At 42.2% G+C, this 14559-nt stretch carries 13 protein-coding genes and 1 pseudogene; 5 read left to right on the top strand and 9 right to left on the bottom strand.

Translation table 11 applies throughout. The features are described from left to right. Nucleotides 1–312: pseudogene (locus tag WC407_RS11775) on the top strand (hypothetical protein); the annotation flags it as partial. Nucleotides 313–320: 8 nt separating this feature from the next. Here WC407_RS11775 and WC407_RS11780 read toward each other — a convergent pair. Together WC407_RS11780 and WC407_RS11785 are read right to left on the bottom strand one after the other, a co-directional pair. Continuing rightward, a complete protein-coding gene (locus tag WC407_RS11780) occupies nt 321–833 on the bottom strand; it encodes an HPP family protein (RefSeq protein WP_373022857.1) in 513 nt (170 codons plus the stop codon). Nucleotides 834–924: 91 nt separating this feature from the next. Further along, a complete protein-coding gene (locus tag WC407_RS11785) occupies nt 925–1482 on the bottom strand; it encodes a TetR/AcrR family transcriptional regulator (protein WP_373022858.1) in 558 nt (185 codons plus the stop codon). 159 nt (nt 1483–1641) lie between these two features. Here WC407_RS11785 and WC407_RS11790 point away from each other — a divergent pair, with 159 nt between their 5' ends. Together WC407_RS11790 and WC407_RS11795 are read left to right on the top strand one after the other, a co-directional pair. Beyond that, a complete protein-coding gene (locus tag WC407_RS11790) occupies nt 1642–2169 on the top strand; it encodes a hypothetical protein (RefSeq protein ID WP_373022859.1) in 528 nt (175 codons plus the stop codon). Then, nucleotides 2156–3814: an ATP-binding protein gene (locus WC407_RS11795; protein WP_373022860.1), complete on the top strand. Its 1659-nt coding sequence runs from the start codon at nt 2156–2158 to the stop codon at nt 3812–3814. The genes WC407_RS11790 and WC407_RS11795 overlap by 14 nt, the downstream gene beginning before the upstream one ends. Nucleotides 3815–4180: 366 nt before the next feature. On the opposite strand, the gene WC407_RS11800 is transcribed toward WC407_RS11795, so the two are convergent. Then, nucleotides 4181–5710, bottom strand: coding sequence for a tetratricopeptide repeat protein (locus tag WC407_RS11800; RefSeq protein WP_373022861.1), 1530 nt, complete (start codon nt 5708–5710; stop codon nt 4181–4183). Between the two features lie 62 nt (nt 5711–5772). On the opposite strand from WC407_RS11800, the gene WC407_RS11805 reads away from it, so the two are divergent. Both WC407_RS11805 and WC407_RS11810 read left to right on the top strand, forming a co-directional pair. Then, entirely contained in the window at nt 5773–6294 is a 522-nt protein-coding gene (locus WC407_RS11805; RefSeq protein ID WP_373022862.1) for a hypothetical protein, read from the top strand. Nucleotides 6295–6297: 3 nt separating this feature from the next. Next, complete coding sequence (locus WC407_RS11810; protein WP_373022863.1) at nt 6298–6987, top strand: TonB family protein; 690 nt, start codon at nt 6298–6300, stop codon at nt 6985–6987. Between the two features lies 1 nt (nt 6988). Here WC407_RS11810 and WC407_RS11815 read toward each other — a convergent pair whose 3' ends face one another. The 6 genes from WC407_RS11815 to WC407_RS11840 all read right to left on the bottom strand — a co-directional run bounded on the left by WC407_RS11815 (nt 6989) and on the right by WC407_RS11840 (nt 14389). After that, nucleotides 6989–7381, bottom strand: a complete 393-nt coding sequence (locus WC407_RS11815; RefSeq protein ID WP_373022864.1) for a hypothetical protein — start codon at nt 7379–7381, stop codon at nt 6989–6991. Between the two features lie 107 nt (nt 7382–7488). Continuing rightward, on the bottom strand, nt 7489–8904 hold the full coding sequence (locus WC407_RS11820) for a mannose-1-phosphate guanylyltransferase/mannose-6-phosphate isomerase (RefSeq protein ID WP_373022865.1): 1416 nt from the start codon (nt 8902–8904) through the stop codon (nt 7489–7491). Next, a complete protein-coding gene (locus WC407_RS11825; RefSeq protein WP_373022866.1) occupies nt 8904–10214 on the bottom strand; it encodes a TolC family outer membrane protein in 1311 nt (436 codons plus the stop codon). The genes WC407_RS11820 and WC407_RS11825 overlap by 1 nt, the downstream gene beginning before the upstream one ends. After that, the gene (locus WC407_RS11830; RefSeq protein WP_373022867.1) at nt 10211–11344 is read right to left on the bottom strand and encodes a glycosyltransferase; all 1134 of its coding nucleotides are present in this window, start codon (nt 11342–11344) and stop codon (nt 10211–10213) included. Before WC407_RS11830 ends, WC407_RS11825 begins: the two co-directional genes overlap by 4 nt. Then, the gene (locus WC407_RS11835) at nt 11334–12680 is read right to left on the bottom strand and encodes an HlyD family type I secretion periplasmic adaptor subunit (protein ID WP_373022868.1); all 1347 of its coding nucleotides are present in this window, start codon (nt 12678–12680) and stop codon (nt 11334–11336) included. Before WC407_RS11835 ends, WC407_RS11830 begins: the two co-directional genes overlap by 11 nt. Further along, nucleotides 12677–14389, bottom strand: a complete 1713-nt coding sequence (locus tag WC407_RS11840; protein ID WP_373022869.1) for a type I secretion system permease/ATPase — start codon at nt 14387–14389, stop codon at nt 12677–12679. Before WC407_RS11840 ends, WC407_RS11835 begins: the two co-directional genes overlap by 4 nt. Between the last annotated feature and the right edge of the window lie 170 nt (nt 14390–14559).

Consider the following 14559-nt stretch of genomic DNA (forward strand, 5'->3'; position numbering starts at 1 on the left):
GCTAATCAAGAGAAAGGGTTTAGAATACTCGTCGATGTACTCAGTATCTACAAGCTCGCAAAATGGTCGATTGTGACGTTGATTCCCTATTATTATGCACGGGATAAAGAGTTTTTTATCAAACCGACCACTACCAAGGATATTATCAAGTTTTTCGAGATAAATGGTTTAGAATATAAGCCTAAACCGACCTATGAATTTTATATGAGGTATACACAAATACTAAAAGAGATGAAATTACAAATGAATCCTATGATAGGTCAGAATAATGCCGGATTTACCGGATTTTTGATGATGGCGATGAAAAAGTAATATAGAATTCAAACCCAATACGACGGATACACCAACGATTTTTTGAGATTGAGATAAAACAGTGCCACGATAACCAATATCACAGCTCCGATCAGCGTCGGTGTGATCAAAAACGTCCACGGGGCACCCAACAGAAAAACGATGATGGGATTAGACCCTGCGGGTGGATGGACGGTATTGGTAGCGAGCATCACGGCGAGAGCGGTAGCGAGAGCTAACGCCATACTCCACCACATATCGCCGATGAGATGAAAGAAAATCAAGCCGATCAACGTTGAGAGAAAATGACCTGCAATGACATTGCGCGGTTGGGAAAACGGGCTTTTCGGAAATCCGAACAACAGTACGCATGAGGCACCGAATGAGCCGAGTATGAGCGGATACTCTAGTGATTGAGTTAAAAACCCAATCAACGCAATAGCAATAAATCCTCCGCCCCATGCGAATGCAATCTCTTTGATATTGGCTTTGGCGGCAAGCGGTGCATGTTCTCCTCTGAACTTTTGAAAATAGCTTCTCATAATAGCTCCCTTGAGTATTGGTTTTGCATTTTAGAATCCTCCTTGTATATTTACAAAACAAACGGTTGTTTGATAAAGTGATGAAAAAAAACTAATCGAGCAAAGCGATCAATTTTTTCTCGATTTTCAGATAAAGGGTTGAATCGTTATAGAGATTCATCATCATGATAGCCCCTTGAACCGATGCGACCGATTCGACGGCAATTTCTCGCGCCTTATCAGCTCCATAGCGATTTTCCATGATGTGACTTACTGCTCTCTCCCAGTTGTCGAAGTAAGCGAGAATCTCCTCTTTAAACAACGGTAGATCATGCGAAGCTTCGAGTGCGAGATTGCCGAGCAAACACCCTCCGGCACTGTTGAGAAAATATTCATCGGTTTTTTGAACGAAGAGGGCAATTTTTTCACGGTCGCTTAGGTCACTACGGTATGAGATGGAGAAAATATGCTCTTCGAAATAGCGGTGAATATATCGAAGCGACTCTAACCCAAGCTCTTCTTTGCTTTTGAAATAGTGGTAGATACTCCCCTTGATCAGTCCGCACGCTTCACCGATCTTTGCCATCGTTGTGTTGTGATAGCCGTGAAGTTTGAAGAGAGCTATGGAGTCTTTGAGAATCGTCTCTTTATCGGTTTTTATAATCGGCATATATTTATCCAAACGATGGTTTGATAAAAGTGTACTCTTTTTTCGACACACTGTCAATTATAAAATAAGATAAAATTCAATTAAGAGTTTTATGATCTTATATAGATTGGAAAAATATTATTGAAGTATCACTTCACGAATCATGCCAAACAACGACGGGTGAATCACACACCAAAAAGTGATCAAGAGCTTTTAGTGATTATGAAAATGCTTGATGATTACTTCGACTTCAAAACGCTTGATGATGGTAAATATAAAATTTACAAGGGCGGTGCAACCGCTATTTTTAGTAAAAAGAGCAATTCTATTGTACTAATTACCATTAGGGGATTTAAAGAAGTATCCACTACGGAGGGTAAGCAAATCATCATCCGACCGATTACTTCCCAAGAAGAAGCGATAAAAGTGGAGAGGAAAGCCAAAAAGGAACAAGCAAAACGCAGTGCATCCACATTAAATTTTATCGCAAGAGCGCAAGCGATACATGGTGATCTTTATGATTACTCTCAAAGTGGCTATACTGATGAAAAAAATATACTTGTAATCAGATGCAAAAGACATGATGGCAATTTCGTGATATCACCGTATGCTCATATTAATAAAAAGATTGGGTGTATAAAATGTGAAGAGGTTACATCAATGAGCAACTATTTGGAGAAAGGAAGTCTAGCGCATGATTGCAACTGAATTACAAACCTATCTTAAATCCCACTATCCAAAAGAAAACGAATCATGCGAGTGGAAAGAGTTTAAAAATCTCAAACATAGTATTTCGGGTGCAAAGGGCGAAGATTTAGCCACGTATGTTTCAGCTATCGCAAACATGAACGGTGGGCATATCGTTATCGGTGTCAAAGATGGTACACTCGACATTGTAGGTATCGGAAATTTCCACGACTACACACCCGAAACACTCCCGCATAGATTACTAGGGGTTTGCCCAAATCTCAGCAGTGAGGGGCTATCTGTAGAGGCTCTCACGACAACCGACACGCAACAGACAGTTTGGATCATCCATATCCCCAAACATCTGCCACGTAAGCCCGTATACGCTCATAACAAGGCATGGCAACGAAGCGGTGACAGCCTCATCGAACTCAGACCCGAACGAGAAGCTTCTATTTTGGGGGAACCACTAGGAAAAGTGGAGGATTGGTCAGCACATATCTGTGAGGGTGCGACACTAGACAATCTTGACCCCGAAGCGATCCGTTTGGCGAGAGCGGAATACATCACCAAGCATCCCAACCTTTCCGAAGAAGTCGCACAATGGGACGATAGAACATTTCTCAATAAAGCCAAACTCACACTTGATAGCAAAATCACTAATAGTACCCTTTTGCTATTGGGCAAATCGGACGTAGTGCATTTACTCTCCCCCGCTGTTCCACGCATCACATGGGTGCTCAAAGACCGCGACGGAATCGAGCAAGGGTATGAGCATTTCGGATTACCGTTGCTTGTCAGCGCACAAAAAGTTCATGCAAAAATCCGAAATTACAAATATCGCTACATGGCAGACAGCAAGCTTTTTCCCGATGAGATAGACAAATACGATCCATGGATCATTTACGAAGCCCTGCACAACTGTATCGCTCACCAAGACTATGAAATGGGTGGTCGTATCAACGTAGTCGAGTTCCCTGATAAGCTCGTATTTTCAAATGTCGGAAGCTTCATCCCTGAAAATGTTGAAAATGTCATAGAGCGTGACGCACCGCCTGAACTGTATCGTAACCCGTTTTTATGTCAGGCAATGGTTGAGATTAATATGATCGATACTATAGGCAGTGGTATTAAGCGTATTTACTCCAAACTTCGACAACGATTTTTCCCTATGCCAAACTATAAAATCGAACCCACCCGAGTAGAAGTAACGATTTTCGGTCAAATCTTAGATGAGCGGTACGCAAAACTTTTGGCTATGAATCCCGAACTTAGCTTGCATGATGTTATCGTACTGGATCGTGTCGTTAAACATCTACCTAGCACAGATGAGAGCCTTAAATATCTTCGTGATAAAGGACTTATTGAGGGGCGAAAACCTAACTATCACCTTTCATCACAAGTAGCCAAACAAACCGATCAAAAAGATGAATATATAAAAATGCGTGGCATCGATGATGATTATTGTCAAAAAGTAATATTAGATTATCTCCAAATATATAAAAAAGGGAAAAAATCAGATTTTGAAAAAGTTCTTTTAGACAAGCTTCCCAGTATTTTAGACGATCAACAAAAGAAAAATAAAATTAAAAATAACCTTCAAACCCTCCGTCTTGGGGGGAAAATAGTCAATGAAGGAAAAGAATGGAAAATGTCTAAAAGTTAATTTTTTAGACATTCTTAGACATTTTTTTAGACATTCACCATAAAATTAGGTTCACTTCTCAAATTTGAAAAAGGCTCTCTCCATAGTAAGAGTTTAGTCGTTAAGTTTGACTAAGACTATAATCAATGTCTAAAAGTTACTTTTCTAGACATTCTTAGACATTTTTTTTAGACATTTATACTATACTAGAGGTTATAAAATAGTTAGGTAGAGCGAGCGTATAAGCATTGCTTTTTAGGGGTACTTATAGGGGTATCACTTCACAGCACATCGCTTTAGCTTCGTAAAATAGGGACTTGTTGGTAGAGCTAGGGTCCACCATCTATAACTGTCCAATTTACAAGCTTTCTTTAATAGCCTAAAAATTTATACCCGACCTTTTTTAACCTCATCCAATAATGCCATCGCAACATCATCGATTGTTTCATCCCAGCAATCAGGCCTTGTTTGTCTAAAAAGACGCATTACCTTGGGATACCACGGAGAATCACTCCTCCCTCTCAACCATCTCCAATCCGTTCCGATAAAAGGCAAAAGTATCCAGCACGATTTCCCAAGTGCACCACATAAATGGGCAATAGCAGTATCAACACAGATAACTAAATCCAGCTGATTAATAAGCGCTGACGTATCCGCGAAATCTTCAATAGTATCCCCCATATCGATGATGGGCAACTCAGGCGAAAATGAATCTATTTCCGCTCCGACATCACTTTTTTGCAAACTTATAAAAGTAACCCCTGAAACTCTCCATAACGGGGCTAATATCGCAAGGCTTGGCAAGGAACGGTTGGCATCATTTTCGTGTGCGGAAGAACCTTTCCATACCAAGCCAACCCTAAATATATTTTCCGGCATGGTGTTTGTATTCTCTTTCGGAAGAGGATATAAATACGGCAAAGAAGCGGGAATATTTTCTAAAGTTGTCCCTACGTGTAACGGGATGCTTAGGAGAAAACTCCAATAATCATGTTCCCCTGCGGTTTCAATAGATGTGATCACCTCGTCTGTATCATACAGTGTTGAAAAAAGCCTTTGCAGCGGCGATTTACACAGAAGCGTTATCCGAGATACCCCTTGTCGTTTAAGAACCGCTATATAACGGACAAATTGGATCTCATCTCCATATCCCTGTTCCGCTACAATCAATAACGATTTCCCCTCTAAAGGTTCACCCTTCCATTGAGGAAACGAGACGGAGGGGATAGGAAACGTTGCATTTATCTGTGGGTCATAACGTGTTTCATACAACGGCCACCCCTCTTTATATCGCCCTGTTTCCAGCAATAAAAATCCCAGATTAGCTTGCGTTCGTGCGCAATCCGGCTTAAGGCGCAGTGTATGTCTATAGACATCTTCAGCCTCGGATAAACGGCTGAGGGATTTGAGGAGCATTCCCAAATTGCGATACGCATCGGTATATTCCGGATTTAGGGTAATCGCTTTTTTATAAGCCTCTTCAGCTTTTTCCAAAGCAGAGACTTCTTTGAATACATTGGCAAGATTATTGTAGAGTTCTGCATTATTAGGATCAAGTTCCAACGCCTGAGCAAATACCGATTCCGCTTCATCAAAACGTTTGAGCTCTTTGAGCGCTATTCCAAGATCATTGTATCCATCAATATAATCCTTTTGCATAGCTATAGCTCTGCGCCAATAAGATTCTGCCGTATCATACCGTTCTATCGCGTATGCACATGAAGCGGCAACACCCAGCAAAGGTGCACTCAGCGCTTCCGTCAGAATCGTATCAATACCGCGTAAAACCTCCTCATACTGCCCCTTATGATAAAGGGCCAATGCGTGCTCCGCTACGGCTTGTGCTAAAGGATCATTGCTCACCATATTCATGCCTCCATTGTAGTCAAAACGATAGACAAAAGCAATCACCCCCATTCATTTACCGATAATGCGTTTTTTTCGTTACAATAACATCTAATTATTATTGAGGAATCTTCATGCTAAAACACTTGCCACTGATTTTACTAACAGCTACAACACTCACTTTTGCCGCTCCGGCTACCCTTGCTATCGTTAATGGAAAAGCGATCACAGCAACCGATGCCAACCTTTTTATGTCCAAAGCGATTCCCGGCATGAGCTTTGAAAAACTTGATCCGAAAATGAAACGCCAAATCGTCGATCAACTCATCAATCAAAGCCTTATCAAAGCACAAGTGGCTCAAAGCGGTATCCAAAACACGCCTCAATTCCAACTTGCCTATGCAGCACTTAAAGATGACCTTGCCGTAGATATGTGGATGAAACAGCAAGTATCAAAAATCACCGTCAGCGACAAAGAAACCAAGGCATTTTACGATGCCAATCAAGACAAAATGAAACAAGGGACGAAAAAAGTCTCTTATGATGAAGCAAAACGGGAGATTACACAGTTTTTGAAGATGGAAAAATTCAAAGCGCAAATGACAAAAATGACCGAATCATTACGTGCGAGTTCAAAAGTCGAAGTTAAGCTTTAATCTTTGTCGATTCGTGTGAAATCATCCAAACCTCTTATTGTCTCACTCACACTCCATGCACTCCTTTTTATAGTTGCCTGGGGAGCGTTCAGCACCGTACGCAAAATGCCGGAACCGGAAAAAATCCGTATTGCCGTGTTGCTGCAAACACCGATGAGCAGATCGAGCATCTCTCAACCGAGTGCACCATCCAAACCCATACCGCCTACCCCCGTTAAAACTCCGCAGATACCCACACCGATCAAAACGTCTAACGTATTACCGAAACCAACGCCCCTCCTCGCCAAACCGGTACAGGCTCCTACGATCGTACAAGCGCCCAGCCCAGCAGTTGCCAAAATTCCCGTAGCCGAACCGACCGTGGTAAAAGTACCTCCTGCTCCTCCGCCACCTCCGCCTGTCAATGTACAAGCTTCCTACGAAGAAGAAAACTTGGGACGGATCCGTTCTCTCCTCTCAGAGCGTCTCAAATACCCTAGAAATGCCCTGCGTCTTAGACAGCAAGGGACCGTTGTCGTCACCTTCGCCCTCTCTCCCTCAGGCGATGTGAGTGGAATAACGATTACCAAAAGCTCTGATTTCGAGATGCTTGATGATGCAGCGCGCGAGTTGATCGAATCGACGGCAGCCTTGTTTCCAAAACCCTCAAAAAGCGTTCGTATAAGTGTCCCAATCGAGTATAAAATCCGCTAAATCACCCTCTGGTAGCAAGTCCGAGCGCAAGCGCATGCTCTATATCGTGTTCAAACTGCGGATTCCGGGTTCGGAGTGTTTTTTCAAAATGTAAAATAAGTTTTGAATCGGTATGAGGATGGACGCAAAGGGCTTCGATTAAATCCCGATACGCTCTAACACTCTGCGGTGTTATCGAGCCAAAACGGGCTAAAATCACCTCTATGGCATGATGAAGAGCTTGAGTGCTGGAGGTACGATTCTTGATAACTGCACTCAGCGACTCGAATGTCTCAATCGCCTCTATTGCAGCGGGTTCACTTTTGCGAGTACGGGCAATCCACACATAAATAAAGACCAAAATAATCAGTAAAAATAAAAGTCCCACCATTGTGAGGATCAGTGTCGTTGGCATGTCATTTCCGATAGGTTGTGTTTTAGAGATTGTAGCAGAAATTTGAAGTAGAAAGCAGGTTCTACTTCTAGCACAATATTGTTCTGTTAACGAACTATTCTTTTAGTTTATATTCGCCCATATTCATCTTTGAATCTGACGATATCATCTTCTTCTAGATACGTTCCTGATTGTACCTCAATAACCTCAAGAGGTATTTTCCCAGGATTCTGCAGTGAATGTTTCATTCCAAGAGGAATATGAATCGACTGATTTTCTGTTAAAATATGCTTCCCTTCCCCCAAGAGGACCGTTGCTGTTCCTTGAACAACAATCCAGTGTTCAGCACGATGGTAATGCATTTGAAATGAAAGTTGTTCTCCAGGCTTTACCACTATTCGCTTTACTTGAAATCGATCGGCTTTGTCCAAAGTAGTATAAAATCCCCATGGTCGATGTACTTCTTGATGTTTTTCCACAATATCAATATCACACTCTTTAAGAGATGCCACTAATTCTTTTACTTGCTGGGACTGTGATTTGTTCGCTACCAAAACAGCATCATCCGTTACAACAATAATCAGTTCTTCCACACCTGTAACTGCAACACGCTTAGACGTACTACGAATATAAGAATTACGTGTATTAAGCGCCAAGACGTTACCGCTTAAAACATTACCGGATGGATCCTGTTCAGAAATTTCCCAAAGTGCATCCCACGATCCTATATCACTCCATATGCCAGAATAAGGAACCATTGCTACTTTTTGTGAATGTTCCATCACGGCATAATCAATCGATTCAGAAGGGATACGGTCAAATTGTTCTGCATCAAATCGAATAAAATCAAGATCATTTTGCTCAGAAGATACCACTTGATTACAGGCATTGTAAATATCAATCCCATAATGTTGTAGTTCTCCCAGAATAGTAGCTGCTTTGAACATAAACATGCCACTATTCCAATAATAACCACCCTGCTTTAGCATCTGTTCAGCCGCCGCCTTCTGCGGCTTTTCGATAAACTCTCCAACACAATAGCCATTTTTGTTACTGATAGCCTCTGCCGTACGAATATATCCGTACCCTGTCTCAGGATGAGATGGAACTACCCCGAATGTGACCAAAAAATCTTCATCACTTAAAGGAATTGCTGAGTCAACGGCTTGTAGAAATATATCGACAGATTCAATCGCATGATCTGAAGATAAGATTAAAAGGTGGGCATCATCATGACGTTTCAGTACATCCAGTGCTGCCAATGCAATTGCCGGAGCCGTATTTTTTCCGAACGGTTCAAGTAAAATCCGCCCTTTTATTTCACATTGGCGCATTTGTTCGGCAACAATAAAACGATGTTCTTCATTGGCAACGATAACAATTTCTGCAAGCCCTTTAATGCCGTTTAAGCGTTTTAATGTTTGCTGAAACATTGTACCCTCACCATAGAGGTTCAAAAATTGTTTGGGATAAGACTTGCGAGAGAGTGGCCACAAACGGGTTCCTGATCCACCTGACAATACAACAGCAACTACCGGTGTCATTATTTATCTCCCTGATGTATTGCCATTTTTTCTAATATTGCCATATTTTCACTGTTTAGCTCCCCGCTGACATCCAGTAAACTTAAATAATTGTTGACCAATTCATATCCAGCATTGATTGTATCGCGTTTAACTTCATATAACTTTGCTTTTGCTTCCAAAAGATCCACTAGACTTTTCAATCCAACCTTATTCGCTTTCTCAATCGACTCTACATACAACTCAGCTGATGTCTCAGATTCTTTAAGCACTTGCAGTGTTTCTACATTTAACTGCCATTGCGCCCATTGCTCTTCAAACTTTAATTTAGAATCTAAACGATTGTAGTCAACTTCTTCTTGTGCCGCATCAAGCAATATCATTCCTTCGCGTACTCGTGACTGAGTATAACCGCCCTCATAAAGAGGAATTGACATTTGTACGATGGCTTGATTATCGTATTTATGCGAATAATAATCTTGAGTATATGTCTCTTTACGATTAAGACTCAAGTCGACTTTTGGGTAATGGGCGTATTTTCGAACAGCAATCTCATGCATTGCCATTTCTTTTGATGCAAGTGATGCTTTTAGCGCTGGATTATTTTCAAGTTTACTCTCCCACATTGGGCGCTCGTTAAACAATTCATCCGCATCAACACCGGTAAAATCAAAACAAGGCAGTTCCCCTACCGGCTCTTTAATCAAATGTTCCAAATGAAGTTTTGCCACATTCAATCGCTTTTGTTCCGTCAGCCACTCAGATGATGCTTTGTCACTGTGCACTTTTGCCTCTAATAGGTCTATGCGATTGCTCAAACCAAATTTCAACATCTCCTCAAGCTGTTTGTATTTTATTTCATAATACTCTTTTTGAGATTTGTACAATTCAATATTACTCTGCGTCTTTAAAAGTTCAAAATACGCTTTTGCAACATCCAAGCCAAGTTTTTGGGCTTCGGATTTAAGTTCGTATTGCGCCGCCATCTCACGCGCTTTAGATTCATCTATTCCGCTCCATAACTCCGGATGATACAAAGGCTGAGAAGCTGTTACGGAATAACTACTGTAGCTCTCTTTAATCGGTTTGTTAAGATAAGGGCCAGCATATTCATACCGCCCAAAGGATAAACTTCCTTGAAGTTGTGGATGCAAACGAGATTTGCTTTGTCGGGTAGACTCTTTTGTTGCTTCCGTCTTAAGCGTTAAAGAGCGTAAATGAGGCTCATTTTTGAGTGCCATATCGTATGCTGTACTCAACATAAGCGGCTCTGCACTCCATCCGATAATTCCACATGCTACCATTGATACAACACTATAAAATAGCTTCACACCTTATCCTTCATCAGTCTTTCGACATTATGTAAAAAATTTTCTTGAAAACGACTTTGAGAAAAATTCATTGCCCACTCTCTACAATTTTTAGGAATAAATTGCTCGTTATTGGATTCAAACCGTTCGATTGCATCTATCAATGACTCAACATTTTGCCGTTCTACAAAAACTCCTGTCGGATTTTCTTGATCCAATCCCCTTACCGTCTCCGCCGCTCCTCCGTAACCATAGGCGATTACGGGCGTTCCACACCCCTGTGCTTCAAGGGGTGCTATGCCAAAATCTTCTTTGGGCATAAATATAAAGGCTTTGGCTTTGGATACTTTTTGCAACATAGCACTGCGTCCAAGATAACCGGTAACGCTCACATTCTCAGGCGCAGTGTTAGAAAGTTCTTTATACATAGGACCATCTCCGATCACCACTAGCTTTTTTTCTGGCATATCTCGAAACGCATCTATAATCAAATCGACTCGTTTGTAGGGTACAAGTCTTGATACCGTAATATAATAATCTTCCTTTTCGGCTTCAAAAGGGCACTTTTCAACATCCACAGGAGGATAAACAATACTCGCATCACGCCCCCATGATTTACGAATACGCTTTCGGATAAAATCGGAGATAGCCACTATCCTATCCGGACGAAGCGAAGAGGCAGCATCCCATAAGCGAAATCTATAAAACCAATGACGTAAGAAAAAGCGTTTGAATCCGCTTCCCAAAACCCCTATGCGATCATGCTCATAACTCAAATCCCATGCATATCGCATGGGTGAATAGATATAGGCTAAATGTTTTTGGTCAGGATGGACAATGACCCCTTTTGCAACAGCATGGGAATCTGAAATGATAAGATCGTATTCCTCAAGATCAAATTGCTCTATCCAAAACGGCATCATCCATATCATATGGCGATATCGTTTTGCTAAAAATGGAATTTTTTGTAAAGGAGAGGTGATAATTCGATGTCCATCAAGCCATCCGCGATCTTTTTGCGGGAGGATATCAACAATGGTGAAAATATCGGCTTGAGGGTAAAGCGCTAACAACTGCTGGAGGGTATATTCAGCCCCTCCCATAGCAGTGAGCCAATCGTGGATTACGGCAACCCGAAGGCTACTGCTCATTAAATGCCTTAGTGAACATAAATTTGAATGGCTGGATCATATAATCCAAAAAGGTTCGGCTGGCTACTACAATCATGATATCAGCAGGAACACCCGGTTGTATTGTCAAATGGTTTCGTTCAAGTTCTTTTTGCCCTTCAGGCGTTACCCGAATTTTTATCGGATAATACGGCGTCTTTGTCGCTTCATCCATCATCGCATCAGGAGCAATTTGCATCACTTCTCCCATCACAGCATTAAGTGATTTAATATGGGCAAATCCAGGAAATCGAACCTCAGTTTTAAGTCCGACTCGAATATTAGCGATATCGGTTGCTGTCACTTTTCCCTCAATAATCAAAGGTTCCCCTTCGGGAACGATTTCGAGTATCGGCTTACCTGGAGGTGTTACTCCCCCTATGGTATGAATTTGCAAATTGGCAATTATCCCTGCTACCGGTGCCGTGATTTTCGTTCGATCCCGTGCATCTTGGAGAGCATAAAGACGGGCACGATTATCTGAGAGTTTCGCTTGTACATCACTCAGTTCGCCAACAACCTCTTTGGTAAAATTTTGCTTTTGCGCGATCATCTGTGCCTGTATTTCACTGATCTGCGCTTTTGCACGTGCAACTTCCGCTTTTGAATTAGCAATATCACCGTCGGTTCGTACTTTTTCACGCTTAATATCACGGAGTCTCATTTTATCGATTAACTGCTGCTGATACAGCACTTCCCACTCTTTTATTTCGTCATCATACGAACGAGAAAGGGTTGACTTACTCGCGATGGTTGCATCCAAACCTTCGATTTGATTACGCAACTGCTCAATCCGCTCCGATAAAACTCTCTTCTCATCGATTAGTTGCTGTGCTCTTGCGTTAAATTCTCGCTGCTGTGCATCCATAATGGTCGAACGGGCGCTTGAAACGGCCATCTTACTCATATCAGGACTAAATACGATAGAACTTCTACCGTCGCGCTCAGCGATCAACCGAGATTCAAGCCCAAGATTTTCATAAAATTGTGACTCAACAATTTGCAATTGGGTATTTGCTTGCGTATCATCTAACTCAACCAGCTCTTGATTGGCTTTTACGCTGTCCCCATCTTTGACCAAAATGGCTTTTACAATCCCACCCTCCAGATGTTGAACCACTCGATTACTGGAAGCAACCGTTACCTTTCCGGAAGCGTGTACACTGCTGTTTAGCGGGGCAAAAGCACCCCATATTCCAAATACACCTACGAACAATCCAAGGACAATAAATCCAAGACGACGGTACTGTCCATCATCTGTCTGCGGGGTAGGAACTTCTTCTGGTGTAACGAGTTGTGCGTGTTCTGTTTGGCTCACGACTGCGCTCCTTGCTGTTCTTGAATCGGTTGCGGTTGTGGCGCGAGTGCCGCTAGGACTTCATCACGTGCTCCATAAAGATAAAGCTGCCCATCGCGCATAAAGGCGATTTTATCCGTAATACCTAAAATTGCCGGACGATGAGTGATAAGAACGACCGTTGTCATCCGTTTTTTAAGTTCTGCTATCACCCCAACCAATGCCCGCTCTCCAACATCATCGAGATTTGAATTCGGTTCGTCGAGAACCACGATTGTCGGATAATTGTAAATCGCTCTTGCCAATCCAATCCGCTGACGTTGACCACCCGAGAGAGCAATCCCACCCGGTCCAATCGGTGTATCGTATCCTTGAGGAAGTTGCAAAATCATCTCGTGCACCCCTGCAACCTGGGCTGCTTCAACAACCATTTCAGGTTTCGGATCTTCATAGCGGGAAATATTTTCGCTGATCGTACCGTCAAACAGTTCGACGTCCTGAGGCAAATATCCTATATGGCTTCCCAATACAGCACGGTCATAATGGCTGATTTCTGCACCGTCGATTCGCACTTTTCCATTCACACACGGCCACACACCCAGCATCGCACGGGCCAATGATGATTTACCGGCCGCACTCGGTCCGATAACCCCCACTGTCTCACCCGCTTTTATCGACATACTAACCCCACGAAGCGATGGGACTTTTGCCCCAGGAGGGATGACAATAATCCCTTCCAAATCAATAAATCCTTTCGGTGTTGGAAGCGGTGTCGGAGCAGAAGCTTCAGGAAACTCTGCCAACAATTCACCCAATCGCTGATAGGATATCCGCGCGGTAGTAAACTGTTTCCATGTACTGGTCATCAAATCGATCGGCGCGAGAGCCCGTCCCATTATGATCGATCCGGCAATCATCATTCCTGGGCTTAGTTCACCCTTAATAGCCAAATATCCCCCAAGACCTAAAACCAACGATTGCATCAGCATCCGCACGGTTTTAGACATATTCGACCATAACCCTGCTTCATCACTCGCATGCGACTGCTCATTCAAAAAGGAGATATAGCGACTGTACCAGCGACGACGAACATTGGCATGCATCCCCATCGCTTCGATAATCTCGGAATTGCGTAAACTTGCTTGAATAAACGATTGTGACGATTGATAATGACGGTTAGACGCTTCTAGCCCTTGTTTCGTCCGCTTTTCATTAATCAATGTCAAACTTAGAGCAACGACTGCCGCAAAAATGGCAAACCATCCGAACCATGGATGAAAGAGAAACATAATCCCAATATAAATCGGCATCCACGGTGTATCAAAAAATGCGAATAGAGGGGTACCCGTCAAGAATTGGCGGATTTGTGTCAAATCTCCCAGCGGCTGCGCTGTTGATTTTCCCGGGTAACGGTTAGCCAGTGCGAACATTGCATCAAAGATACGGGTGCTCATTTGTGCATCGATGGCATTCCCGACACGTATCAATACACGAGAACGGACAAACTCCAATGTCCCCATTACTGCGAACATAACTACCACAATGATTGTCAACATCAACAGCGTCTCTTCTGAACGGCTGGACAAAACCCGATCATACAACTGCAACATATACAGGGATGGCACTAACATTAGCAAATTGATAAAAAGACTCACAAAACCGGCAAAATAAAACGATTTTTTAAGTCCTAAGATCGCTTTTTTAAATTCATTCTCTACATTCTTTTTCATAGGGTTGGACATGCTTTGCATAACCTTTAGTCTAATAAGTTACATGATCGATATTATAAAAGTATAAATGCAATCAAAAAATAATTTGAAATTATAGCCAAATATACGTTAACTTTCTAAGTAAGGCTAGAGGTATATTCACTGTATTGTGCAGAATTTAAGATCAGTAG

Source organism: Sulfuricurvum sp., from assembly GCF_041651515.1.
Classification (GTDB): Bacteria; Campylobacterota; Campylobacteria; order Campylobacterales; family Sulfurimonadaceae; genus Sulfuricurvum.